Genomic DNA, 23,454 nt, shown 5'->3' with positions numbered 1-23,454 from the left:
CGCCGCCTGGAAAGCGGCGCTGCAAGGAAACATCTATGCCATACCTGAGCCAATTGCTGCACAGCAGCGTGGATGATAGCTGGAACGAGCGCGTGGGCAAGCTCGTGGACGTGGTCGCGCCGCCAACCCCTGTAGCGGCGCTGGTCCAGCATGCCCCTGCGCCTGCTGCCAATCTGGCCGCTGGCGCTGCTCCGATAGCCCTGGCCCTGATTGTTGAAACGCCCGATGAACATCTGCTGCGCGTGCTGCCCGCCCAGGTGGGCCGCGTGGAGCATGATCACATCCCCTTGCGTGTGCCGCGCGCCGATCTTGAATCTGATCGCCCCAGGCCAGATGATGTGCGCCTGGCCGCTGAGGTCTTGAATAAGCAGGTGGTGGACCTGACGCACAAGCGGGTGGTGCGCGTCAATGATATTCTGCTGGATGAAAACTGGCGTTTGCTCGGATTGGATTGCACCAACCTGGGCCTGCTGCGCTGGCTGGCGCCCGCGCGCCTCTATGAAGCAGTGGCGCGCCGCTTCCCAGCGCCGCTGCTGTTGTGGGAACAAACGGGGCTGCTTCCGGCGCGCGCCCAGGAAGCTGCTGTTGAAGTTCCGGCTCCGCAAGCGACGGAATCGGGGCCGCTGGCCCAGTTGCACCCTGCCGATATTGCCGATATTCTCCACGATCTGAGCCAGGAAGAGGGCAGCCGCGTGCTGGCTTCGCTGGATACGGAGACGGCGGCGGAGACGCTGGAGGAGATCGAGCGCGATCACCAACTGCGTCTGCTGGAGCGGATGGCTAGCTCTCGCGCCGCCGACATTCTGGAGGAGATGGGGCCGGACAAGGCCGCCGATCTGCTGGCCGAACTGCCTGAAGAGCGCGCCCAGGAATTGCTGGGGCTGATGAAGCGCGAAGAATCCGAGGATGTGCAGGAATTGCTGGCGTACCCTGAAGATTCGGCGGGCGGCATGATGACGACAGATTACGTGCTGGTTGGGCAGGACCGGATGGCGGAAGAGGCGCTGCTGCGCGTGCGCGCTGCCATTACCCAGGACGTGCGCGTGGCCTATGTCTACTGCGTGGCCGATGATACTCGTGAAGATGAAGAACAGCGCCTGCTGGGGGTGGCTTCGCTCTGGGAACTGCTGGCCGCCGACCCTGAGCGCCCGCTGCGCGAGTGGATGGAGACAAGCCTCATCAGCGTGCAGCCCGACGCCGACCCTCAGACGGTGGCGGAGATGATGGCAAAGTATGATCTGCTGGCCCTGCCGGTGCTGGACGAGCAGGGCTGCATCCAGGGAATTGTCACCGTTGATGACGCCCTGGATGTGCTGCTGCCCCCCAATCGCCGCCGCCGCGCCCGCCGCATGTATTAGCGCCCCGGAGCGCCTTGTAACTCCTGCGCGCGGGCTGCGTGCAGGGCGACTGGCAGCGACTTGAGCAGGCGGACGTTGAAGTTGTTCTCGTATTCCCAACGAGCGGTTGCCAGTTCGAGCGCGGGGAAGCGTTTGAACAGTTGGCCGAAGGTGATCTCAGCCTCCAGTTGAGCCAGCGGCGCTCCCAGGCAGTAGTGCGGGCCATGACCCAGCGCGAGATTCCAGGTGGGCGGGCGGCTGACATCAAGCGCGTCGGGATTGGGGAATCGCTCAGGATCGCGGTTGGCGGCTGCCAGGATGAGCAAGACCATCTGTTCCTGCTGGATGGTCTTGTCCCGCAGGGAAATGTCTGCCAGAGCGCGCCGCCGGATGAACTGGTTCGGGCTGACGTAGCGCATCAGTTCGGGAATGGCATCCGCCCAGGTCACTGAGCCTCCCTTGAGCAGATTGAGTTGATCGGGCTGCTGCAACAGGGCCAGCGTTCCATTTGAGAGCAAGCTGGTCAGGTTTTCGTGTCCGGCGATCAAGAACAGAACGATGGTAGCGAACAGTTCTTCTTCGTTCAGCCGCTCGCCCGCCTCGGCAGCTTCGACCAGCAGAGTAAGCAGATTCTCGCGTGGCCTGGCGCGTGTCTCTTTGACCAGCGTGTGCGCGAAGGCGCTCAGCGCGGCGGCGCCCTCCCTTGAATGCAGGCGTTCGTCAGCCGTCAGAGTCGTCGGGTCGCGGCCAAAGGGGAGCAAGAAATCGTCGCACCAACGCTTCAACTGCGCGCAATCAGATACATCCAGTTGCACCCCCAGCAGAGCGCCAATGACCATCAAGGGGAGCGGATAGGCCAGATCATGTACAATATCCATCGTTCCGTTGTCGGCTGCGGCATCGAGAAAGCTATCCACCAGCCTCTCGATCAGGGGCCGCGACCCTTCTATCGCGCGCGGGGTGAACGCCTGGCTGACCAGCGCCCGCAGGCGCGTGTGCTGCGGCGGATCAGAGAATACCAGGCTGTTGTTCACGAATGAATAAAGGCTCTGCTGCGCTCTGTCCGCATCGCGCTTGTCGCCGGTTGAACCTTTTGGGACGGCAGGCGCCCAGGCGTCTTCGAGCCTGGACGCGAAGCGCGGTTCATGCAAAGCGTAATCAATGTCGTCGTAGCGCGTAAGAACCCAGGCCCGCAGCGGCTCCTCCCAATGAACAGGGTCTTCTGTTCGCAGCCGCTGATAGGTTGGATATGGGTCGGCCAGCATGGCAGGCGCGAAGAGTTTGATCTTATGAGCCATCGCTTCAACCTTCTTTCTATGAACTGAAAGACGGGTGGACAATGGCTTACCTGCACATTGGAGGCCAGCGCGAGGCATTGTGACGTAGCGCCGCCGTCTCGGCGGCCAGCCAGTAGCGCCGCCGTCTCGGCGGCTCAACGCTGCGCCAGGATGGATGTTGCCCCGCAACGTGCGCGTTCGCTCAGGCGAACCGTTGGCCGCCGAGACGGCGGCGCTACAAGCCCAACGTCACAGCCGTATCGCTCAGACTGGGCGTGGCTGCCTACGCAGGAAGCGGCTTCCAAGCAGCCCACCTGAGACGCCGCCGACGATGCCCACGACCAATTGAGAGAGCAGCGCCAGAAATACCCATTCAACGAAGACGTCGACAGGGAAGCTCAAACCCGCTTCAAAACCAGGATACATGGTAAAGGACAGCATGAAGATAGAAAGCGCACTGATACCACATCCAAGCGCGCTTATTTGCGCAGCAGCGCTCATCTTCCTGGTAATCCTCCCGCGCCACAGACCAACCAGGAAGAACAGGAGGAAGAGGACCAGGAGATATTGCAGGAAGATCAGGGTCGAGTCTTCATCACTGAGAAAGCCAGGGGTGGTATGGCTCTCCCTAAAGGGGTTCATTGTGACCAGATACAGTAAAGCTGCATTCAGAATGACCGGGCAGAATACAAGGCTTATGCCCCACCAGAAGGTTGCTTCACTATCCTGTTTCCGCTGTGGTGTTGATTCATCGGCCATGTGTCGCCTCCTTGACGAGTCAGATGAAGATAGTATACCTCTTTCCGGTTCCACCAGATATGGAGTGTTGACAAGCGAGGTGTGTTACTTGTAGCGCCGCCTTCCAGGCGGCTCAACGCTGGCCGCCTGGAAGGCGGCGCTACAGGTGGCCCCCGCTTTTTGGTGGAAACCCACTTTCCTACGCCGCTTGACAGGGGTTGGATAAGCAGGTATACTATCCTTGCTCGGAACAGTTGGCTTGGGAAGAGCAAGGCTGGAACGGCATGACGCGGCGGTGATTTGTACACCGCCACGTCATTACCCCAGACCTGGCAAGGCCAGGAATGGGGCTGGGGGCATTCTATCACTGGAAATTGTGCCCGGTTGAAAGATTGCTCAGCGGCTCCTTCCTGCGAAAGGCTGGGGCGCCACTTGTCGGACGGGGAGAGCAGATGGTGCTCTCCCCCGAAGGCGAGCTTCGCGTCAGCGTTTGCATCAGGCGGGGGCCGTTTCGGCGTATTGAGTTGTTGGCTCAAGAAGTCGAAAGGAGCATCTATCATGGCCCTGGTCACTGGTCGGTCTTCGTCGTCTCCGTCCATCCCGCCCTCGGCGCGCTTCGCGTTCTCCAATCCGCTGCGGCGCGAATACGGTCTGCGCCTGCTCACTGGTAACATGCCGGAGCCGCTGCGCGGTGTTCTCATCAAGGGGCTGCGCCGCCCGCCGCTGTTCAGCGGTCAGCAAACGCCGCTGGCAGTGCAAAGCGCGCACCGCCGCCGCCTCAGCGATACCGGCTTGCTCAAGGCCACAGTCAACATCACCAATTGGCTCATCGTCACCGAACTGGGAGTAACCCGGCGCACTGTCGAAGCGCCGCTGGGCAGCATCAGCCGCGTGACCCGCAACACGCTGCTGGTAGCCCAGGGCGCGCAGTTACGCCGCCTCTATCTGGCGCTGATGGAGAAGCTGGGCGATCCTGGCGCCGCGCTGACCGTCTTCCAGCAGGCGCTGGATGACCTGGGATAGCAATAGTTGCCTGATCTGTTGTATATACGCTAGAATACAATCACCATGCGGCGGGCGTCGTATCAAGCGGCGCGCCGGTACGCATGAGGCCAGCGCCCTGGAGCAAAGGAGGCATTGGATGAGGCAATTGACCCGCCGACGAACGACCACCCGCTTCCGGGGGCTGGCGCACAGAAGAGGCGTTCTGGCAGGGGTGACTCTGCTCACCCTGGTCCTGGTGATGTTCGGGCTGCTCCTCTCCACTCTGGGGGTTTCTGCTGCCCCTTCGCGCGCCGGGGCGGGCCAGGCAGCCGATGCTTCTCCTCTCCAGGCACGGCCAACCCACAAGCCGAAGCCCACCCACACTCCAAGGCCAACGCCCACCCCAACCGCGACGCTGGCTCCCAGTCCGACGGCCATACCGACAGAGAAGCCGACTGCCGCCCCAACCACCGCGCCTACCGCCGCGCCTACCGAAACCGCGAGTCCAGTCACAGTTGGCGGAGGCCATTCCGGGCCAGGCGACGGGGATACTCAGGCAGGTGCTGCTCCCCCTGGCTGGCTGCTGGGGTGGGGAGTGGGGATACTGATGGTGGCGCTGCTGGGCTTCAGCGTCTTCCTTGTGCTGTTCACCCGCCGCGCGGCTCGTGAACCTCAGCAGCCAGCGTTTCCCCCGCCTCCTCAGAAACCTGCTCGCGCGCGGCTGAACCAACTCCGTCAGATGCTGCCTGCGCGTCACGCTGCGCCGCCAGCGGCAGCAGGAGAGGCAGCAGCGCCGACGCTGGGAGAGGGCTACACCTGGGAACCCTTGCCGCCTCTGCATGAGGCGCCTGTGTCGCCTCCGCTCAAACCGCCACCCTGGATGATTGAGGCAGGGTTGATGAAAGAGGATACGGGCGAATTGCCCGCAGCAGACCTCTGGAAGCCGCAAGGCGAAAGAAAAGACGCTGATTGGCCGCACTGACTGTACTGACTCTGGAACATGTTCTGCCTATGCTGGTAATATACGAGAGAAACCAGAGAGGAGAACAGCATGGAAACCATTCGCGCGATTGTGGTTGATCCGACCACACCTGAGCGCCTGGTAATACGCGGGGCGCAGGCGCGCGCTCCGCTCCCCAGCGAGGCGCTGGTGCGCGTGCGGGCCACTTCGCTGAATCGCGGTGAAGTGCGCAGCGCGATGAGTAATCCGACGACCCTGCGCCCTGGCTGGGATCTCGCGGGGACTATCGAGCGGGCCGCCGAGGATGGCTCAGGGCCGCGCGCGGGCGCGCGGGTAGTCGGGTTCCTGAGTTCTGGCGCGTGGGCCGAACTGGCCCCTGTGCCGACGAACGCGCTGGCCGAACTGCCGGAAAACGTCTCGTTCGCGCAAGCGGCCACTCTGCCCATCGCGGGCCTGACGGCGCTCTACGCGCTGGAGAAGGGCGGCGGGTTAATCGAGCGCCCCGTCCTTATTACCGGCGCTTCTGGCGGTGTCGGCCTCTTCGCCATCGAGCTTGCGCGGCTTTCTGGCGCGCGGGTGGTTGGCGCGTTTCGCCAGGCCAGCTATGAGGCGGCGGTGCGCGAGGCGGGCGCGCAAGAGGTGGTCATCGGGGAAGACCTGGCCCCGGCGAAAGCCCTCGGCCCCTATCACCTGATTCTGGAATCCGTTGGCGGGGCTTCGCTGGGAGCGGCGCTGGGCTTGCTCGCGCCGCAGGGAACGTGCGTGCTGTTTGGCGTATCGGCAGGGGTCGAGACCACCTTTCAAGCTGGCGCCTTCTTCCGAGCAGGCGGCGCGAGCCTTTATGGGTTTATCATCTTCGATGAAGTCAAGCGCCAGCCAGCATCCCAGGGTCTTGCCCGCCTGGTGCGCCTGATTGCCGATGGGCGGCTGCATCCGCGCATCGAGATCGAAGCGCCCTGGACGAACGTGGCTGAGGTGGCCCGGCAGCTTATGGATCGGCGCTACCCTGGGAAAGCGGTCTTGCACGTTGATGCCTGAGGAACAAACAATTGCAGAACCAAAACTGCACGCGCAGCCCGGCAAGGCAGGGCCAATGCAGAGGCTGCGCTGGCGGCGTCGGCGGCCCAACCGCCTGCTCTTGCTGCTGGCAGTGCTTGGCCCTGGGCTGATCTCAGCGGCGGCTGGCAACGACGCGGGCGGCGTGGCAACCTATGCCAGCGGTGGGGCTGCTTATGGCTATGGGCTGCTCTGGACGCTTATCCCCCTGCTGATCGGTCTGATCATCATTCAGGAGATGTGCGCGCGCATGGGCGCGGTGACACAAAAGGGGCTGGCCGACCTGATTCGAGAGGAGTTTGGCGTTCGCTGGACGGCCTTTGCCATGCTCTGCCTGCTGATCGCCAACGGTGGCATCGTCGTCACCGAGTTTCTAGGTATCCGCGCCAGCGTTCAGGTGCTGGCCGGTGACGGTACCTGGCTCGTCTATCTGGTGATTCCGCTGGTCGCCTTCGTTCTCTGGTGGCTGGTGATGAAGGGCAGCTATCGGCGCGTGGAAAAGATTTTCCTGGCGATGGCGCTGGTCTTCTTGAGTTATATTCCGGCGGCCTTCCTGGCGAAGCCGGACTGGGGGCAGGTCTTCCACCAGACGGTTGTACCCTCGTTTCTGCTCAGCGGCCCCTATATTGCGACGTTTGTGGCGACGGTTGGCACGACTATCTCTCCCTATATGCCGGTGTATACGCAATCAGCGGTAGTTGATAAGGGGACTCAGATGAAAGAGTATCCCTATGTGGTGGTGGATGTCTCCAGCGGCTCGGTCTTTGCCATTGTGACCGTCTTCTTTATCATCGTCACGACGGGCGCGACGCTCTTTGTGACTGGTCAGACCTCCATTCCCGATGCCGCCACCGCTGCCCGCGCGCTCGCGCCTGTCGCGGGGAACTACGCGGAATTACTGTTTGCCATTGGTTTGTTTGGAGCCTCGATGCTGGCGGCGGCGGTCTTGCCGCTCTCTACCTCCTATGCCATCTGCGAGGCGTTTGGCTTCGAGCGCGGCGTCTCGCGCAGCTTCAGGGAAGCGCCGGTCTTTCAATCGCTCTTCACCGGCCTGATCGTCTTTGGGGCATTGATTGCGCTGATCCCTGGCCTGCCCATTATTTCGGTGCTGGTGAACCTGCAAGTCCTTAACGCCATTCTCATGCCGGTCCTGCTCATCTTTATTTTGCGCCTGGTCAATAATCGGCGGCTCATGGGGCGACAGACCAACGGGCGCGTCTATAATGCGATTGCCTGGGCCACGACCATGATCCTCATCGGGCTGACAGCCATGTATCTGCTCACCCAGTTTTTGCCGCTCTTTGGTGTGCATCCAGGCGGATAGCCCCCCTCATACCCCATCTCCTTGCATGCTTGCGGCCACTGGCAGCGCCGCCTCCCTTCGGGAAGGGCTTCGCCAGAGCCGCTTGACCGCGCTGGGCGCGGCCATTCTCGCTCGGCTGTGCCTCGCTCGCGCGTCTCTGCCGCTTGCCTCGGCTATGCCTCGGCATGCTCGCTCCCGTTGGTCGCTCGCGCGTCCCTTCCCGGCGGCCACCGCTGCGCCAGCGCACACGTCACCCTAAAGCGCGGGCGCTCAACCCTGCGAACCGTTTCGCCGCCAGGGACGGCGGCGGTACACGCCGAGGCTGCCTGCGTGTACCGCCAGGCTTCGCCCGCAGCCGCTTGCCTCGGCCATGCCTCGGCACTCTCGCTCCCGTTGGTCGCTCGCGCGGCTGCGCCTCCGTGCTGGCACGGGCGGGGAGGAGTCTGGCGCGGGGCGCTTCTGCTGCGGTTCTGAGAAAAGTGTCGGGCAGAGAGCAGGGACGGCGGCGCTACACGCAGACAGCCGCGCTCGGTATAAAGATTGCACACGCTTTCGGACGGTCTTTTGACGGCTTGCCAGCCCAGATCGGGCGAACCGCCAGGGCGACATGGTTTTCTTAAGAGCGCATACACACGAGCCATATGAATCATGAAGATTTCAGTTGGGAGCTAGAGAGAACAATGGCAGAGAGGTTCTTCTCAAGAAACGGATATGACACGAGGACGCTTGCCCAACGAGGCGCTCGCCAAAGACATGGCGGCATCTCCGTGCTGGCGCTGCGGGCGCTGCTGCTGGCTTTGGGGCTGGCGTCAGCCGCCTGTAACCAGCAAGCCGCGCAGCCCCCTCCGAAATCGAACGCGACGACGGGTGGCGCTTCTGCCATACAGCAGGAGGAAGGGGGCGCCTGGCTCACCTTCGGAGGTGATCCCGCGCATGAAAGCATCAATACCAGCGAGAAGGCGATTACGGCGGCAACAGTGAGCCATCTGCGCCGCGCCTGGCATGTGCAGCTCCCTGATCTGGCGGACGAGCGGCCTATTCTGGTTCGTAATTTGACCATGCCGAACGGGCAAAAGCACGATGTTCTCTATGTGACAACTGACAAAGGTACGCTGATAGCCCTCAATGCCGACACTGGCAAGACGTTTTGGGCCGTGACCCCCAGGAGCGGCGAGGGCGCCAAGTATACGAAAGCGACGCCAGCGGCTGACCCGGCCAATAATCTGATCTACAGCTATGGGCTGGATGGGTATGTGCATCGCTTCCAGCTTACCACCGGCAAAGAACTACAAGGAAGTATCTGGCCGGTGCTGGTGACAAAGATGCCTCTCAGCGAGAAAGTCTCTTCCCCGCTCAATCTCATCAACGGCTATCTCTACGTGACGACCGCCAGCTTTTCAGGGGATGCGCCGCCCTACCAGGGCCATATGGTCGCCATTAACGTCAAGAATGGCGCTACCCACGTCTTCAACAGCCTTTGCAACGATCACACGCATGTGATGGCGCTCAATGAGTGTCCTTATAACGGTGGAGGCATCTGGGCCAGGCCAGCCGTTGTTCAAGACCCCGTTACCGGCCATATCTTCTTCACCATCAGCGATGGCTTCTTCACCGCCAACAAAGGGGGCAGCAATTGGGGCGACAGTGTGATCGAGATGACGCCCGATGGAGCCAGGGTGCTTGATTCGTATACCCCGGAGAATTACGCGAGCGAAGCCTTCCAGAATCGTGATCTGGGCAGCACCGCCCCGGTGATGCTGCCAACAATTCCGCAAAGTCACACGCCCTACCTGGCTGTGCAGGCTGGCAAAGAAGGGCTGCTGCGCGTCATCAACCGGCAGAACCTGAGCGGGCAGGGTGGCCCCACCCATATAGGCGGCGAAATACAGACCGTTGAACTGCCAGACCTCTGCCCCACGCTGGCCCAGCCGCTGGCCTGGCAGGACGCCAGCGGCAGCATCTGGCTCTTTGTCGCTACGCTGTGCCACATGGATGCTTTTCGGGTCGTCACCTCGCCCCAGGGCGTCACGAAACTGCAAAAAGCCTGGTATCTGGGTGTGGAGGCCACCTCACCGATTCTGGCTGGAGGCGTCCTTTTCGTGGCAACCGGCCAGGCGCTGCTGGCGCTTGATCCCCATACAGGCCATCAACTTTGGAGCAGCGCGCAGCCGAGCGCCGGGGGCAGCATCGCGGGCATTCACTGGGAAACGCCCATCGTTGTTGATGGGCGCGTCTATTGCCCTGACGAGGAGGGCCAGATGACGGCCTATAGCCTCTGACAGCAGATCAGGTGTTTGGGACGGCGCTGCAAGTGGCGTCCCCCGATAGCTGGTGGAGCCGACGGCGCTGGTTCCACCAACTATTGGGGGGACGCCACTTGTAGCGCCGCCTTCCAGGCGGCTAACGCTGCGCCAGGGCGAACGTGCGCCCGCCAGGCCACCGGACCAGCAGGCCAGCGTTGAGCCGCCTGGAAGGCGGCGCTACAAGTAACGGGTCTCGCTTGCTAACACCTCATTTTTGGTGGAACCACGGCGCTCCTGGCGTTGACCGGCGCGGCCAGGTGTGCTACACTTGCAGCCACAGCACTGGCGCGCGCGGTGTCGCTGCGCTATCATAGAAGCAGGGTAATGGCCCTGGCCGAACCGATCCTTCGCAAAGAGGGGCGTCTGGCCGTCTGATACCATTTTTCTCTGATACTGTTTTTCAAGGAGCGAGTTGTGCCGACAATCAATTTTGTGCGTGAGGGCAAGAAGGTCCAGGTAGAGGTTGGCGAAAGCCTGCGTTATGCCGCGCTGGACAACGATATTCCGCTCTACAAGAAGTTTATGGGCATGTCGAACTTCATCCAGTGTCACGGCAATGGCCTCTGTGGCACCGATGAGGTGATTGTATCGCCAGCCAATGCCGTGAATCCGCCGACCTGGCAGGAGAAGCTGAACGAGAATATTCCTCCCTTCGGTCCTCTGCGCCAGAAGCATCGGGGTACCCGCCTGGCCTGCCAGGTGCAGGTCATGGGAGACATTGAGGTCATTACGGGCGTGGGCTTCGTGAGTCCGAAACCTGATAAGCTGCTCGATGAGGCGCGCGGGCGCAAGTAGGGGAACAGCGTATACTTACAGCGCCGCTTTCCAGGCGGCGCTGCAAGTAAAACGCTCCTCTTCAATCAGCTTTCCAAACGCTCTGCTTCGGCAATGGCGCTCGTGGCAGTTTCTGCCAGGGCAAGCGGCTCCTCTGTGGCTGGGGCCGTTTCCCGATAGTACCCTTGATATGTTTCTGGCAGTAAAGCGGCAATGCGCTGCATCATCTCCTGGGAGATCAGCGCCAGAGCCTGCTTCTGGCTGACGCCTGCGGGTACGCTGGGGCGATAGGGTTCGCCCACGCGCACCTCAACCGGCCAGCGCCGAAACCAACCCCAGGGCATGCTGCGAACAGCCCAGACCATCTCCAGGCCGCTGATGCCGATGGGCAGGATGGTTGCCCCGCTGCGCTGCGCCAGCAATGCCGCGCCTGCCTGTGCCTTGAGCATGCCGCGTGGCTCATCGGCTTTGGGGTAGGTGCCTTCGGGGAAAAGCAGGACGGCGTGCCCTGCCTCAAGATGCTCCAGCACGCGCCTGATAGCCTCGCGGTCTGATTGTCCCCGCCGCACCGGAATACCGTCGGCTTTGCGCGCCAGCCAGCCAACCACCGGCCAGGAAAACATCTCGGCTTTGGCGAGGATATAGAGGCGTCGGGGGAGTTCTGTGCTGATGGCGAGCGGGTCAAGCAGCCCCAGATGATTCGAGACGATCAACAGCCCGCCCTCGCGGGGAGTGTTGTCCTGGCCGCTGACGCGCCGATTCATGGTGATAAAAACAAGCAGCCTGCTCAGGCGAATCAAAAACTGGTACATGTCTCGCTGCGTTCCTCCCCAAACATCGGGCGCTCTCCCCCTCTATTGTATCATGCGGCTGATAGCGCAGTTCCACCACCTATCGGGGTTGCCACTTGTAGCGCCGCCCCCTTCGGGAAGGGCCGCTTGCCTCGGCTATGCCTCGGCATTCTCGCTCCCGTTGGTCGCTCGCGCGTCCCTCTTGGCGGCGCAACGCTGGCCTGTTGGCGCCGTGGCCTGGAGGGCGAACGCTGGCCCTGGCGCAGCGGTGGCCGCCTGGAAGGCGGCGCTACAAGTGGCGGTGGCCTGGAGGGCGAACGCTCGCCAGGGCGCAGCGTTGGCCGCCTGGAAGGCGGCGCTACAAGTACCATGCCTCGCTTGCCACCACCTCATTTTTGCTAGAACCTGATAGCGCATCTGTCTTGACGCTGAGTACCCTGAGCGGTATAGTGTTGGCGAGGCTTGTTCACAGGGCTTCGTTTGGTAGCCGATCTTCATGGCCGGACAAGGATTGAGAACCTGATGGTTCAGTATTTCAAGGGTCGTAATCTCACGCATCTTGGCTGCGCGCTGGGTGTCTCCGTTGGCCTGATGGCCGGATTGATCGTGGGCGCGCTGGTAAGCAGCTCAGCATCGCTCTCTGTGGCGATCTGGGTGACGCTGGGGACGATGGTGGGGGTGGGCATTGTAGGCTGGATCGTTGGCGCGCTCGTGTCGCCCAAAACGAAGAGCGACGCTTAAGCCAGCGCCAGGAGAAATAATAGCCCGGCAGGTCCGGCAACATCCTCCGTTGCCGGACCTGCCGGGCTATCAGCAGAGAGAGCGCATTATGGTCCCACCAGTTTGCCGGTAACAGACTTATGCCGTTGCAGCAGAAGGAAGCCGCTCACCAGCAGGGCTAGCCCGGTGATCGCCAGTGCCGCCCAGAAGCCCCAGACCACACTGTACGCTGTAACCGTTAGCTGCTGGCCCGCCGCCCGAAAGATTTGCTCATCATAGGTTTGCAGCGATTGCACTTCCAGCAGGAAAAACGCCTCCAACGCCAGCGCCACCAGACAGATGACACAGGCCAGGATGGCCGCCATGCGCCGCCAGAGGAGTCCTCGGCCCAGCATCCAGGCAATCCCAACCAGACACAGCGCCGCCAGCAGGACCAGCCACAGCGAGAGGAAGATGCTGACATGAGGTGTCAGGCAGGAGGTACAAGAGCCGCCTCCAAAATAGGGCGTCTGGAGGCCGTTGGCAGCCGTGTTCCACCCGGAGACGGTCTGCGAGATCACACTCACCTGTTTCTTGGCCGACACCAGATAACCACCGCCAGGGCCAGCAGCAGGGTCGGGCGTGGAGAACCAGGGCAGGAAGAAGACGACGACCAGCGCCAGCCCGGCTAGCAGCATCACCTGCCCCGCCAGCCCCAGATTCCTCCAGAAGAGGAATACGTCGAAGCGGCGACCAAATGCCGAGGCAAAAAGGGCGTAGCCGCTGGCCCCGATGGCGACCAATGTTGCCGCCAGCGCCAGCCAGAAACCTGCTGCCGGGCTGGTGGTAAAGGCAAACACCGCCTGGCGTTTGGAACTGAGCGCCAGGCCATTCAGCAGCGCCGCCAGGCCAGCCTTCGTTTGTGGCAGCGCCTGGGCGGCGCTCATGGCGTAGCCCACCTCAACAGCCAGCAGAAGCAGGCCAAGTACCAGCAGAAAGACGCGTGTTCGGGCGGCGTCCATTTTACTCAGCGCCAGAAGCAGCGGCAGCCCAATCAACAGCAGCCCTCCCAGGAAAATCACCCAGAGCAGCAGAAAAGAGAACCCTTCGTGGATCACCCCGGAAGGCGCGGTAGTCGTCAACACGAATGTGCCGCTGGCAATGGAAAAGCCCGTTGGTGAGGCGGCATAGTGGCTGATGAAGTGCTTATCTTTCGCCACCAGAGCGTTACAGACGGGATCATGGCACAACAGGCCGGAGGTGAACCAGGGCAGGAAGAACGCGCCGCAGATAAGCAGGCCAGTGATGATCCACAACAGGCCAGGGAACCCCAGGGCCTTGCGGAATGAATTGGGGGCAGCGGCTCTTTTTGCGGGAGATGCCTGGGCACTGCCCAGAAGAGTGGCGCCAGGTTGCTGAGGTCGAATACCAGACATGGTGGCCTCCTCGACAATAAAGATGGGAAGCGCGCGGTGCTACACCGCGCGCGATGTTATGCGCGTCTCCTTGATACTGGCTGCGATGAAGCGCCTGCATTCATCTGGGCAGCGCGGCGGAAAGCGGGCGGCTGCCGAAGCTCGGCTCGATACTTCGCAACGGTGCGCCGCGCCACCTGGATGCCCTGCGCGGCGAGCAGTTCGGATAGACGCCGATCACTCAGCGGACGGGAGGATTGCTCAAGCATCTCCTGAAGCGCCGCCTTGATGGGCAAGCTCGCTGTAAAGAACGTGGCAAAGGGAATGACCTCGGCGTTGGGCAGCAAGACGTATTTATCGGCTGTGGCCCGGCTGACCGTTGAGGGGTGAACCCCCAGCGTTGTCGCCAGGTCGGCGCGGGTGAGGGGGAGCAAAGCGCCGACGCCCTGCTCAAGAAAAGCTGCCTGATGCTCGATGAGGCCCCACGTGATCTTGGCAAGCGTCTGCCAGCGTTGCCTCAGACTCGACAGGAAGAACCGGGCGCGCGCCACGGCCTGGCGAAGCTGCGCTTGTTCCTCCGCTGATCCGGTGCGCTGCCCCCGCAGTTCCCGGTACGCCTGGACATAGGCCGGGTCCACCCTGACAGAAAACCGCTGCTCCTCCACGACCTCTACCTCATAGCCCGGCGTCTCTCCCTCAGCGCAGCGGCGAATAATGACATCGGGGATGACTGCCCCGATCTCTTCAGGCGCTTGACCTGCCTGACCTTCCAGATAGCTTTGCGCTGGGAAGGGCGTGAGCTGACGCTGGATAAAGGCGCGAGCCTGCTCTACCTGCTTGCGGGTCAACCCAAGCTGCTGCGCGATCTGCGTGTACTCGCCCCGACCAAGCTCGCTGAGGAAACGTTCGACGATAGCGAAAGCGACGGGCTGCGGCTGACCCTCGGCTTCGAGCGCCCGTAGCTGCAAAAGGAGACATTCACGAACGTTCCGAGCGCCGATCCCTGGCGGGTCAAGGGCTTGCAGGCGTGCCAGCACCTGCTCGACCCGTTCCAGCGAAACATCTAGCAGGTGCGCGGCCTCCGCGACAGTGCTGCGCAGGTAGCCGTGTTCATCCAGATTGCCCACCAGATACTCAATAATGGGGGTATCCTCAGCGGGCAATTCAGCCTGAAGGGTAAGGGTCAGCACATCGGCCAGTGAAACCGGGGTCTGCACGTACATAGGCGCGTCAAAAGCATCATCTGTGTTTCCCGCAGCGGAGTTAGGGCCGGCCCAGGGGGTCATCTCATCACGCGGGGTCACGCCACCCACCTGCGCTGTTGGAGCCTGTCCACGAGACCAGCACTCCGAGCAATAACTCCCTGTGAGCGCCCGCCCACAGGTCAGACAGAGAGGGCGCTCCTCTAGTTCAAGCGCCGGGTTTTCCGCCGCCTCCTGGTGAATAAGCGACGCAAGATCAAGGGAGGAGGCGGCGAGTATCTGGGTCGCCATAACCAACCATTGTGATGGCTGTTGCTCCTGCGCGGAGACAGCCAGTTGTTCCATATGAAGCGGCATCAGGACGCCTCCTTTGGGGAGAGTAATCGTTCCGACTGGCCTGGGACATGCTGCGACTGTTTGGCCCATCCTCGCGCTTATTTGTGGGTGGGCGGTCAGTCATAATATAATTAGTATACCTTGTTATAGCCGTTTTTTCAAGGGGCAGGACACTGCGCGAGGCGTCACCACTGTGGTACACTCGTGGCAGAGGCCCTGCATTATCGTCCACCTCCTTCACCAGCCCTGCGCTCCGGTAGAGCAGCAGAGCGGCGGAAGGGTAGACCAGGAGGAAGACAGTGCCACGCAGTACAGACCCGCAAACACGCCAGGCGACTCATGACCGCTTATTGTACGTGGCGGCGAGCGAGTTTGCTCAGGTTGGCTTTGAGCAGGCGAATATCAACACCATTGCCGAACGAGCCGGCCTGGGGAAAGGGACCATCTATCTCTACTTCAACAGCAAGCAAGAACTTTTTCTCGCAGTGCTGCGCACTATTGCCCAGCGCCAGCTAACTGTTGTTCGCGCGGCGCTGGGAGGCGGCAGCTTTCAGCAGCAGCTAGAGGCGCTGGTTTCTGCCTTTGTTCGCCTGGCAATGGAGGACTCTCATGGCTTTCACGTCTACATGAGCGCCCTCTATGGAGTCAACCGGGCGTTTCAAGCGGAGGCGGTGAAACTGCTGCAAGAGTATGTTGCCTTGTTGGGGAAGGTGCTGGCGCAGCAGCCACCCTATCGCCATTTGGATCAAGCTCGCCTGGAAGCCTGTGCTTTGTGGCTTTTCTCGGCAACTGAGTCCTTCGTTCTTGCCGCGCGAGTGCTTGGCTATAACGAGTACCATCTGGCCGGACTGACGCCAACTATCGCGCATCTCCTGATACACGGGCTTGGGGGAGGAAAGGTGACTGGCGGTTAAAAGCTCGCCCTTTCTTTTCTGAGCATGGTATGCTGAGCACACCTATTTCGACTGAATGAAGACGTTCACAGCGAGGATATTTCCCTGAGAGGAGGGTACTGGTATGGGGCTGTATGTGGACAGCGCGTTTCTGCCCGATGTAGAACGGGTTTGTAGTAAACTGACGCTTGCCGGAGCGACGACCAACCCCAGCATTCTGCTGGCTGCCTCGCAGCGTGGGCAGCAGATGAGCGCCAGGCAGGTACTCCAGGCGCTGCTGAAGGTCTGCCCAGGCGCTATTTTTATGCAGCCAGTTGGCGAGACGGTGAGTGCCATGCAGCGCATGGCAGAGGAGTATATTGAGGTCGCGCCGGAGCGCGTGGTGGCGAAGCTGCCGCTGACTTCCGTTGGGATGCAGGTGGCGCGCGCTTTACGAAGCGCCGGGGCGCGCTTCTCCTTTACCTGCGTTTTCACCGTGACCCAGGCGTATTGCGGCGCGATGGCGGGCGCGCAGTACGTGATCCCCTATTTTGGACGCTTGCGCCGCTCCGGCCAGGACGCCTGCGAGCGCATCGAGGCAATGGCAAAGCTGCTCAATGCTCAGGCGCCCCACACGCGCGTGCTGGCGGCGAGCATCAAGAATCCCACCGATGCCGCCGAGTCTTTACTGGCTGGCGCGCATGATCTGACTGTCACGCCGGAGGTGCTTGACGCCCTGCTGGACGACCCGCTGACCGATGCCGCTGTCGCCCAATTTCAACAAGACTGGGAGAGGTTCAGCCAGCTTCTCGCCAGCCGTTAGAATGCCTCACACCACCGACGGTTGGCCCCACCCCTGCCGCCTGGAAGGACGGCGCTACACCCCCGCCCCTGCTCGTGCGGAGGTTGTGTGAGGCGCTCTTAGGGGAAGCGGAAGCTGAGCAGCATTGGCTGGAAGTAATGGTTATAGGTGGTGCTAAACACGCCCTGACTGGCAAAGTAGAAGATGGCGTAGCCGCGCCCGTTGTGTATAATGGCGAGACATGCCACGCGGATGCTGACGCCATTGGTCAGCGTGATGTCGGCGTCTTCTGTGGTCCAGTCCTGGTTAGCGATACGGATGGTTGGCGAGACCGGCACAAACACCTGGACGTTGGCGACTTCGCCATCGAGAGGAAAGGGATTTGCCAGAATATAATCATCAATCTGGCCGGGACTCATATTCGCGTACCGGGGTGAAGAACCAACCTCAAGCCCGGTATAACGACCTGCCGTGAAGAGATCGCTCTGGTATTCGGGGTCTCTGGTATCCTTGTCGGATTGTTTTTGCCAGCTATCCGTATATTGCAGGCTGAAGCCCAGCGCCTTATTGGCATAGATCGTATAGCCTGGTTTGGGCGCCACCGTGGGCAGGGGGGCTACCGTTGTTTTCGCCGGTTTAGGCAGCAGAGACTCAAGCTGAAAGTAGCGTGTAGCGCCGAAGAGGAGCGCGCTGCCAATGATGGCAAGCGCCAGCAGCAAGGTCAGCACCCCGCTAAAGGTTCTGAAGAAGTGGCGGCGGCCTCTGCGCTGCGGGCTGACTCTGGCGCCAGGCGGTGGGGGCATCTCGAATGGACCAGCCGACGGCCCTGGCGGCGTTATTGTGCCTGACCTGCCGCGCGCCCCGTCGCCAGGCAGCGGACCGGAAGCGGTACGATAACCGCGCTGCTGTCTCCACCCTCTCTCGTCTGGTGCGGATGGCGGGCTGGCAGCGGCTGCTTGAACCCTGGGCGAGAAAGAAGGCGGGGGCGACACGGGGGGCGCGGGCTGCTGCGGAGGGGCCTCTGGCAGTGCTGTCAGGGTGAAGAGCGGCGGCGCTATCTGCCCTTTCGCTGGCCGAGATGGCGGCTGCCGAGATGGCGGCTGGGGGTGATTGGCCTCGTCGTCCTGGCGCGCAGCCCCTGGCTCCACCAGGAAGGATGGATACTCCTCTTGCGCTGGCGCGCTCCCGTTGCTCTGAAAGCTTCTCCCCTCTTCGACTGGCCCGGAAAGTTCGGCCAGCACCGCTGGATCGAAGAGATCGGCGGCGTTTAACATCCCCTGGGGCGTCTCAGGTTCAGGCGCGCGATCTTCTAATGGCCCGGTTGTGAAAATGTCGGCAGCGCCTGTCGCTTGAGGCACAGCGTTCAGCGCGTCTGGATCAAGCAGATCTGCGGCGTTGAAGAATGGCTGCGATTGCGACGGCGATGGGGCTGCTGGCGCAGTACTCCCGGGACTTGCGGTACTCCAGGGTGGAGGAGTTTGCCTGTTTGATCGCTTGTTTAGCCCGGTTGGCGTGCCACAAACCGGGCAGACAGCGGGTCGCCCCCAAAGCTCGGTTGTACAACTGCTGCATTTCATCTTCAGCGCCTCTTGCTTGTGCTGGAATAGCGATAAGGCTTTTGTTCCCTGTCGAGTATATCATAGCTGTCTATTTGTAGAGGACAGATGGCATATATTTTGCGACTCTATTTTTGATGTTAGGCGCGTCGGCCCACGCAGGCGCGGCGTGGTAGATACGGGGTAGCAATTCAACCTTTCTCTCAGGGGAGGGCTGCGTGGAGCAAGTTGAGCAGGACGCTGGAGATCAGCCGTCACGAGAACTTCCAAATACCTGGAGGCCGCCCCCGGAAAGTCAGCGGATGCCTGAATCGGCGCCTCATTCCCCTTTTTTCCCAGCGGACGCCGCAGAGGGAGCGATGGCGCTCCATTTCCAGCAAACACCCCCAATCTCTCCGCCGCCCTCCGGCGGACCGCCCGGCTCAGAAACCTCGGCAGAGCATTTGCTGGGCGCGCTGGATGTCGCGGCCCGCAAGTTCGCGGCTGCCGAGCGCGCAAACATCTTGCCGCTGGCCTTACAAGAGTTTCTCGCTCTGTGCCGCGCCCGGCGCGGCCTCGTCCTCACCCGATCCGAAGGCGCTGCTGCATACACTGTTGCGGTCAGACAGCATCTCTCCCAGGAGATGGCGGAACGAATCCCGCGAGAGCCGCGTTTTTGGGGAGCGCCCTCCCCAGGGGTTCTGTTTGGCCCTGTGGACCAGGGTTCCAGGGACGCATCCGGCGAGCAGCAAGCCTCAGAAACGGTCGCGGCGTTCCTGGCTGATGTCGGGGCGTCGTGGTATGCCTGGTTGCCGCTGGCGCTGCCGAAAGGGGCTGAAACGCTGCTGGTTGCCCTGGGCGACGGCGGCCCGCCCACCCCTGTTGAGCGTGGCCGCGTATCCCTGGCTGGAGTGGTGTTGAGCGATCTGGTGGCTGCCGCGTTGGAGCGTGCCGAACTGCGCCATATGCTGGTGAGCGAAGAACACACTCGTGACGAGTTCATTGGCCTGGCCTCGCATGAACTCCAAAGCCCTCTGACGGTGATTAAGGGCTACTCCCAACTGCTGCTGCGCCAGGCCCGGCGCGGCGATCATACCGGGGCTGTCAATCTGAGCGGCCTGGAAGCGATTAGCCAGCAGGTGAGCCGGATGTCCAACCTGGTAGGCGAACTGCTGGATTTCTCGCGGATTGAGCGCGGTACGCTGGAGGTGGCCCCGCAGCCAATAGATGTGGTTGCGCTGACGCGCCAGGTGGTCGAGCAGCGCCAGCGCGCCCTGCCCGATATGAACTTCTTCCTGACCACCAGGGAGCCAGAATTGATCGCTCTGGCGGATCGTACTCGTCTGGAGCAAGTACTGGGCTATCTCCTCGATAATGCCGCCAGGTTTGGGCAGGAAGAAGGGGTGGTGGAAGTGATTGTCCAGCGAGTGTCGGCAGCCCCGCTCCCATCTCTGCTCTCCACGGCGTCGGCTGAAGTCGCTGAAGCAGCGGCTCAAGACGAAGTGGCGCTGATTTCGGTGCGCGACTATGGGCCTGGCTTGCCTCATGAAGAGAGCGAAAAGCTCTTTACCGCTTTTTATCGCGGCCCGGAACACAGCCTCCAGAGCCAGCTAGCGGGGTTGGGTCTGGGCCTCTATGTCAGCCGCTATCTGGTCGCCCGCCAGAATGGATACCTCTGGGCCGAATTCCCCACCACCGAGCACGCGACGGGGAGCATCTTCTACCTGGGTCTGCCTCTGCCTCGCGCGTCCTGATTCCCTTCTGACACCACATCCTGTTGCATGCTTGCGGCCTCGACTTGTAGCGCCGCCTTCCAGGCGGCTCGGCGGCTGGCCGCCTGGAAGGGACGCGCGAGCGACCAACGGGAGCGAGGACCTCTCGCTCGAAGAGGCATAGCCGAGGCAAGCGACCCTTCCCGAAGGGGGGCGGCGCTACAGGGAAAACGCTCCGCTTCATGCCGATGTGATATGACCGCTGAACGGCTCTATCCAGGCGCGGTTTTTTGTACCTAAGATGAATAAATGTTGGGGGAAATCATGCGTTTTGGGGGATAATACCCTGGAAAGATGAAAAAATATTCAGCAAATTTTGTGATCAATTTCATGGGAAATTCAGCAGATTCAGGTATCATTGTTCCCATAGATGACAACTCAATCGAGATGATCATCTGTGCGGGTGAAGGTGGCGGCTGGCTGGGGAGGCGTTGTTTGGGTGGGTGTGGCTGCGTGGGGCGCTTTGTGGAGGTGGCATTGGGCTTGCAGGGTGAATGGCGGGGGCAAGGCAAAGTGGCGAGCGATGTGAGCGGATGCAGGGTGAATGGTGGGGTGGATGCTTTGGGGTTTGTGGCGTGGGGCGCCGCCTGCCGGGCATAATCGTCAGGATGGGGTGGGTCAGGTGGAAGATGGGGAACGTTGGAGAGACGATGCTGTTGGGGCGACGAGAGCTTCTGCGCCGGTAGGGATAGATGTTTGGGGCCTGGTACATTCGTGTGCCAGGCCCCTCTTTTTGGCAGCGAAACAGCCCTGATAACGTCTGGATGCCAGGAAGGTTGGTGTGCTACAATATCTATACCCAATCCCCGGACGGAAAGGAAGGCACTCCTCTGCATCTTCCGATACTCGTGTTTCTGCTGCTGATCTTTGTGACCTCCCTGATAGCTGGTACCCTGGGCGCGCTGCTTGGCCTGGGCGGCGGCATCATTGTGGTGCCTGCCCTCTCGGTCCTCTTTGGCGTTGATATTCATTTTGCCATTGGCGCTTCGATTGTTTCGGTCATTGCGACCTCCAGCGGCGCGGCAGTTCGCTATCTCCGCGACCATATCAGCAATCTGCGCATTGGCATGTTTCTGGAAGTGGCGACGACGACAGGGGCGATTACCGGCGCGTTTGTGGGCGCGTATCTGGGCGGGCCGGTCCTCTTCTTTGTGTTTGGCATCATTTTGCTCTATTCCTGCGTGGTGATGCTCCAGCGCGGTAAGATGGAACAGATGTCAATGACTGGCGCGCTGGACCCGGAAACCCTGCGTCAGACGCCTGATACGGATATGGGCCTGGGCCGAAGGCTGGCGCGTCGGCTGCATCTCGATGGCGCGTATTATGACGTGGCGCTCAAGCGCAAGATCGCCTATCGGGTGCAGGGGGTGCCGCTGGGTTTTGGCTTGATGTATATCGCCGGGATGGTTTCGGGGTTGTTGGGCGTGGGCGGCGGTGCGCTGAAGGTTCCGGCGATGGATATTGCGATGCGTATCCCCATGAAAGCCTCGACGACGACCAGCAACTTTATGATTGGCGTGACGGCGGCGGCCAGCGCGGGCGTCTATTTTTCGCGCGGCGACATCAATCCGCTCATCGCGGCCCCTGTGGCGCTGGGCGTGCTGCTGGGGGCGCTGACGGGCGCGCAACTGCTCATTCGGGTGCGCGGCTTGCTCATTCGCCGGATTTTTGTGGTGGTGCTGGTATTGACGGCGCTGGAGATGGTTTTACGCGCATTTGGATTAGGTATTTGATTGTATGGCTCACGAGCAACCATCTTCATCTGAAGAACCGAAGACTGAAACAGGCCGCGAGACGGCTCCGGCGCGCGCCTTTCCTACGGAAGAGATTATTAGCTGGATTCTGCGCGTGGGCGTCCTCGTCAGCGCGTTCCTCATCGCGCTTGGAGTGGTTCTGCTGCTGGTGACTGGCGATACGGGCTATGCAGGCTCAGTCAACAATCTGGCCGGGCTGACGCAGTACGGCCCGAACCGGCTCACTGCTTTTCCCACGACCCCTGGCGATGTGCTGGCCGGGGTGGCGCAGTTCAAGCCCTATGCCCTGATCGCGCTGGGGCTGCTCTTGCTGATTGCGACGCCGGTCATTCGCGTGGCGTCCTCAGTAGTGATCTTTGTGCTGGAGCGCGATTACGCCTATGTCCTCATCACCCTGGTCGTGCTGGTCGTGCTGGTGATCAGCTTCCTCCTGGGCAAAGCGGGGTAAAAGCAAGAGCGAGGGAACCCGCGCCTAGTGATGCTGAACGCCTCTTTTTGCCGCGCAGCCTGGAAGGCGACCAACGGTCAACTGCCTTCCAGGCTGCGCGGCAAGTCACAACAGCGATGCGCCAGGACGTGGGGCTACGGTGTTTTGTCGGTAGCAATCGTCGGCTGATCATCTTCGCCGCTGGCCGACCCATCTGTGGACCCGGCGCTGCTGCTTTGCGCGCCTTCGGCGGAGGTAACGGGCATATACATCGAAGCGGCTGGCTCTGGCTCCTGAAGGTTCACTGTGGCGGGGGCTGGCTGTGGCTGGGCCGACTCCTGGAATGCGGCAGCGGGGGCAGCGGCAGCAACCGGCTGTGGCTGCGCGGCTGCCTGGGCCTGCGCGGCTGCTTGCGCCTGCGCGGCTGCCTGGGCCTGCATGCGCCGCTGAAACTCGGCCTGAAGGGCGGCCTCTGCCGCGTGGACGCCTGCGCGGGCAATATCGTCGTCGCGGCCCGGCGCGTTGCCGCCGCTGATGCCAATGGCTCCGACGGTGACGCCATTGGGGCCGCGAATCGGCCAGCCGCCTGGGGCCATAATAAACTTGCCCTGAGTCATGCTCGCCATGCTGGTGGCGAAGCCGGGAATATCGCCAGCCCAGCGGCTAATATCAGAAGTGGACTGATTGAACATGACGGCTGATGTTGCCTTGGCGGTGGAGATTCCTGCGGTGGCCCACGCATAAGGCGCCATCATGCGCTCGAATGCGACGAGATGGCCCGCGCTATCAACCAGCGCAATGCTGACCTGGCAGCCGAATTCACGCGCCCGAGCGCGGCTGGCGTCGAGGGCGCGCCTGGCAATTTCCAGAGTAAGACTCATCGAAACAAACTCCTTTATCGAGCGCAACGGGTGCGCTCTGCCTCCGTTGAATGCTTGATATGCTGCACCGGGAGCGTAGCTGATATGTACGCAGACCTCATAAGCCATGCGAGCTATCAGGTATCAGAATAACACACCTGTCAAGCTATTTGCTGGCGTTCTGGCGGCTCAAACCGCCAGCGAAAGCAGGGCATAAAAGTTGCTTTGTCCCCTGCCAGAAAACGTTGCCCGGCGG

Annotated in this window: 23 protein-coding genes; 15 read left to right on the top strand and 8 right to left on the bottom strand. The window is 61.7% G+C overall.

The window, feature by feature from the left end; all coding sequences use genetic code 11:
• The first annotated feature begins 35 nt into the window (after positions 1 to 35).
• Positions 36 to 1,358, top strand: coding sequence for a CBS domain-containing protein (locus VH599_15950; protein ID HEY7349810.1), 1,323 nt, complete (start codon positions 36 to 38; stop codon positions 1,356 to 1,358).
• Here VH599_15950 and VH599_15945 read toward each other — a convergent pair.
• Positions 1,355 to 2,635 (bottom strand): cytochrome P450, encoded by a 1,281-nt coding sequence (locus VH599_15945; protein ID HEY7349809.1) that lies wholly within the window; start codon positions 2,633 to 2,635, stop codon positions 1,355 to 1,357. The two genes, VH599_15950 and VH599_15945, sit on opposite strands and share 4 nt — an antisense overlap.
• A gap of 243 nt (positions 2,636 to 2,878) precedes the next feature.
• Positions 2,879 to 3,373 (bottom strand): hypothetical protein, encoded by a 495-nt coding sequence (locus tag VH599_15940; protein ID HEY7349808.1) that lies wholly within the window; start codon positions 3,371 to 3,373, stop codon positions 2,879 to 2,881.
• Positions 3,374 to 3,910: 537 nt separating this feature from the next.
• Here VH599_15940 and VH599_15935 point away from each other — a divergent pair.
• The 4 genes from VH599_15935 to VH599_15920 all read left to right on the top strand — a co-directional run bounded on the left by VH599_15935 (position 3,911) and on the right by VH599_15920 (position 7,677).
• Positions 3,911 to 4,375 (top strand): hypothetical protein, encoded by a 465-nt coding sequence (locus tag VH599_15935; GenBank protein ID HEY7349807.1) that lies wholly within the window; start codon positions 3,911 to 3,913, stop codon positions 4,373 to 4,375.
• Positions 4,376 to 4,493: 118 nt separating this feature from the next.
• Entirely contained in the window at positions 4,494 to 5,318 is an 825-nt protein-coding gene (locus VH599_15930) for a hypothetical protein (protein HEY7349806.1), read from the top strand.
• A gap of 69 nt (positions 5,319 to 5,387) precedes the next feature.
• Positions 5,388 to 6,335 carry a zinc-binding dehydrogenase gene (locus VH599_15925; GenBank protein HEY7349805.1) on the top strand — a complete coding sequence of 316 codons (948 nt, stop codon included), beginning with the start codon at positions 5,388 to 5,390 and terminating at the stop codon, positions 6,333 to 6,335.
• On the top strand, positions 6,328 to 7,677 hold the full coding sequence (locus VH599_15920; protein ID HEY7349804.1) for an Nramp family divalent metal transporter: 1,350 nt from the start codon (positions 6,328 to 6,330) through the stop codon (positions 7,675 to 7,677). Before VH599_15925 ends, VH599_15920 begins: the two co-directional genes overlap by 8 nt.
• 152 nt (positions 7,678 to 7,829) lie before the next feature.
• Here the strand turns inward: VH599_15920 and VH599_15915 are convergent, their stop codons facing one another.
• The gene (locus VH599_15915) at positions 7,830 to 8,204 is read right to left on the bottom strand and encodes a hypothetical protein (protein ID HEY7349803.1); all 375 of its coding nucleotides are present in this window, start codon (positions 8,202 to 8,204) and stop codon (positions 7,830 to 7,832) included.
• Positions 8,205 to 8,423: 219 nt separating this feature from the next.
• On the opposite strand from VH599_15915, the gene VH599_15910 reads away from it, so the two are divergent.
• Positions 8,424 to 9,935, top strand: coding sequence for a PQQ-binding-like beta-propeller repeat protein (locus VH599_15910; GenBank protein HEY7349802.1), 1,512 nt, complete (start codon positions 8,424 to 8,426; stop codon positions 9,933 to 9,935).
• 438 nt (positions 9,936 to 10,373) lie between these two features.
• Positions 10,374 to 10,754 carry a hypothetical protein gene (locus tag VH599_15905; protein ID HEY7349801.1) on the top strand — a complete coding sequence of 127 codons (381 nt, stop codon included), beginning with the start codon at positions 10,374 to 10,376 and terminating at the stop codon, positions 10,752 to 10,754.
• Between the two features lie 65 nt (positions 10,755 to 10,819).
• Here VH599_15905 and VH599_15900 read toward each other — a convergent pair whose 3' ends face one another.
• Positions 10,820 to 11,545 carry a lysophospholipid acyltransferase family protein gene (locus VH599_15900; GenBank protein ID HEY7349800.1) on the bottom strand — a complete coding sequence of 242 codons (726 nt, stop codon included), beginning with the start codon at positions 11,543 to 11,545 and terminating at the stop codon, positions 10,820 to 10,822.
• A gap of 126 nt (positions 11,546 to 11,671) precedes the next feature.
• On the opposite strand from VH599_15900, the gene VH599_15895 reads away from it, so the two are divergent.
• Both VH599_15895 and VH599_15890 read left to right on the top strand, forming a co-directional pair.
• Complete coding sequence (locus VH599_15895; GenBank protein ID HEY7349799.1) at positions 11,672 to 11,926, top strand: hypothetical protein; 255 nt, start codon at positions 11,672 to 11,674, stop codon at positions 11,924 to 11,926.
• Positions 11,927 to 12,046: 120 nt separating this feature from the next.
• On the top strand, positions 12,047 to 12,265 hold the full coding sequence (locus VH599_15890) for a hypothetical protein (protein HEY7349798.1): 219 nt from the start codon (positions 12,047 to 12,049) through the stop codon (positions 12,263 to 12,265).
• Positions 12,266 to 12,351: 86 nt separating this feature from the next.
• Here the strand turns inward: VH599_15890 and VH599_15885 are convergent, their stop codons facing one another.
• Positions 12,352 to 13,659 carry a hypothetical protein gene (locus tag VH599_15885; GenBank protein HEY7349797.1) on the bottom strand — a complete coding sequence of 436 codons (1,308 nt, stop codon included), beginning with the start codon at positions 13,657 to 13,659 and terminating at the stop codon, positions 12,352 to 12,354.
• A 56-nt stretch (positions 13,660 to 13,715) separates the two neighbouring features.
• The gene (gene rpoN / locus VH599_15880; GenBank protein HEY7349796.1) at positions 13,716 to 15,197 is read right to left on the bottom strand and encodes an RNA polymerase factor sigma-54; all 1,482 of its coding nucleotides are present in this window, start codon (positions 15,195 to 15,197) and stop codon (positions 13,716 to 13,718) included.
• A gap of 278 nt (positions 15,198 to 15,475) precedes the next feature.
• On the opposite strand from rpoN, the gene VH599_15875 reads away from it, so the two are divergent.
• Positions 15,476 to 16,090: a TetR/AcrR family transcriptional regulator gene (locus VH599_15875; protein ID HEY7349795.1), complete on the top strand. Its 615-nt coding sequence runs from the start codon at positions 15,476 to 15,478 to the stop codon at positions 16,088 to 16,090.
• A 103-nt stretch (positions 16,091 to 16,193) separates the two neighbouring features.
• Positions 16,194 to 16,871 carry a transaldolase family protein gene (locus tag VH599_15870; GenBank protein ID HEY7349794.1) on the top strand — a complete coding sequence of 226 codons (678 nt, stop codon included), beginning with the start codon at positions 16,194 to 16,196 and terminating at the stop codon, positions 16,869 to 16,871.
• 98 nt (positions 16,872 to 16,969) lie between these two features.
• Here the strand turns inward: VH599_15870 and VH599_15865 are convergent, their stop codons facing one another.
• Positions 16,970 to 18,427 carry a hypothetical protein gene (locus VH599_15865; protein ID HEY7349793.1) on the bottom strand — a complete coding sequence of 486 codons (1,458 nt, stop codon included), beginning with the start codon at positions 18,425 to 18,427 and terminating at the stop codon, positions 16,970 to 16,972.
• A 197-nt stretch (positions 18,428 to 18,624) separates the two neighbouring features.
• Between VH599_15865 and VH599_15860 the strand changes: the two genes are divergently transcribed.
• The 4 genes from VH599_15860 (at position 18,625) to VH599_15845 (ending at position 22,359) form a co-directional block, all read left to right on the top strand.
• Positions 18,625 to 20,139 carry a HAMP domain-containing sensor histidine kinase gene (locus VH599_15860; GenBank protein ID HEY7349792.1) on the top strand — a complete coding sequence of 505 codons (1,515 nt, stop codon included), beginning with the start codon at positions 18,625 to 18,627 and terminating at the stop codon, positions 20,137 to 20,139.
• 312 nt (positions 20,140 to 20,451) lie between these two features.
• Entirely contained in the window at positions 20,452 to 20,757 is a 306-nt protein-coding gene (locus VH599_15855; protein ID HEY7349791.1) for a hypothetical protein, read from the top strand.
• A gap of 179 nt (positions 20,758 to 20,936) precedes the next feature.
• Positions 20,937 to 21,890 (top strand): sulfite exporter TauE/SafE family protein, encoded by a 954-nt coding sequence (locus VH599_15850; GenBank protein ID HEY7349790.1) that lies wholly within the window; start codon positions 20,937 to 20,939, stop codon positions 21,888 to 21,890.
• A 4-nt stretch (positions 21,891 to 21,894) separates the two neighbouring features.
• On the top strand, positions 21,895 to 22,359 hold the full coding sequence (locus tag VH599_15845) for a DUF1634 domain-containing protein (protein ID HEY7349789.1): 465 nt from the start codon (positions 21,895 to 21,897) through the stop codon (positions 22,357 to 22,359).
• 134 nt (positions 22,360 to 22,493) lie between these two features.
• On the opposite strand, the gene VH599_15840 is transcribed toward VH599_15845, so the two are convergent.
• Complete coding sequence (locus VH599_15840) at positions 22,494 to 23,219, bottom strand: heme-binding protein (protein ID HEY7349788.1); 726 nt, start codon at positions 23,217 to 23,219, stop codon at positions 22,494 to 22,496.
• Positions 23,220 to 23,454 lie beyond the last annotated feature (235 nt).

Source organism: Ktedonobacterales bacterium (assembly GCA_036557285.1).
GTDB lineage: Bacteria > Chloroflexota > Ktedonobacteria > Ktedonobacterales > DATBGS01 > DATBHW01.
Note: the sequence above shows the minus strand (reverse complement) of the source record. Positions and strands in the feature narration are given on the sequence as shown.

What these genes read in the sequence shown, in the direction of transcription:
- VH599_15950 (HEY7349810.1), top strand. Translation starts at nt 36, where the DNA reads ATGCCATACCTGAGCCAATTGCTGCACAGCAGCGTGGATGATAGCTGG.
- VH599_15945 (HEY7349809.1), bottom strand. Translation starts at nt 2,635, where the DNA reads ATGGCTCATAAGATCAAACTCTTCGCGCCTGCCATGCTGGCCGACCCA.
- VH599_15940 (HEY7349808.1), bottom strand. Translation starts at nt 3,373, where the DNA reads ATGGCCGATGAATCAACACCACAGCGGAAACAGGATAGTGAAGCAACC.
- VH599_15935 (HEY7349807.1), top strand. Translation starts at nt 3,911, where the DNA reads ATGGCCCTGGTCACTGGTCGGTCTTCGTCGTCTCCGTCCATCCCGCCC.
- VH599_15930 (HEY7349806.1), top strand. Translation starts at nt 4,494, where the DNA reads ATGAGGCAATTGACCCGCCGACGAACGACCACCCGCTTCCGGGGGCTG.
- VH599_15925 (HEY7349805.1), top strand. Translation starts at nt 5,388, where the DNA reads ATGGAAACCATTCGCGCGATTGTGGTTGATCCGACCACACCTGAGCGC.
- VH599_15920 (HEY7349804.1), top strand. Translation starts at nt 6,328, where the DNA reads ATGCCTGAGGAACAAACAATTGCAGAACCAAAACTGCACGCGCAGCCC.
- VH599_15900 (HEY7349800.1), bottom strand. Translation starts at nt 11,545, where the DNA reads ATGTACCAGTTTTTGATTCGCCTGAGCAGGCTGCTTGTTTTTATCACC.
- VH599_15890 (HEY7349798.1), top strand. Translation starts at nt 12,047, where the DNA reads ATGGTTCAGTATTTCAAGGGTCGTAATCTCACGCATCTTGGCTGCGCG.
- VH599_15885 (HEY7349797.1), bottom strand. Translation starts at nt 13,659, where the DNA reads ATGTCTGGTATTCGACCTCAGCAACCTGGCGCCACTCTTCTGGGCAGT.
- rpoN (HEY7349796.1), bottom strand. Translation starts at nt 15,197, where the DNA reads ATGCCGCTTCATATGGAACAACTGGCTGTCTCCGCGCAGGAGCAACAG.
- VH599_15870 (HEY7349794.1), top strand. Translation starts at nt 16,194, where the DNA reads ATGGGGCTGTATGTGGACAGCGCGTTTCTGCCCGATGTAGAACGGGTT.
- VH599_15865 (HEY7349793.1), bottom strand. Translation starts at nt 18,427, where the DNA reads ATGAAATGCAGCAGTTGTACAACCGAGCTTTGGGGGCGACCCGCTGTC.
- VH599_15855 (HEY7349791.1), top strand. Translation starts at nt 20,452, where the DNA reads ATGAAAAAATATTCAGCAAATTTTGTGATCAATTTCATGGGAAATTCA.
- VH599_15845 (HEY7349789.1), top strand. Translation starts at nt 21,895, where the DNA reads ATGGCTCACGAGCAACCATCTTCATCTGAAGAACCGAAGACTGAAACA.
- VH599_15840 (HEY7349788.1), bottom strand. Translation starts at nt 23,219, where the DNA reads ATGAGTCTTACTCTGGAAATTGCCAGGCGCGCCCTCGACGCCAGCCGC.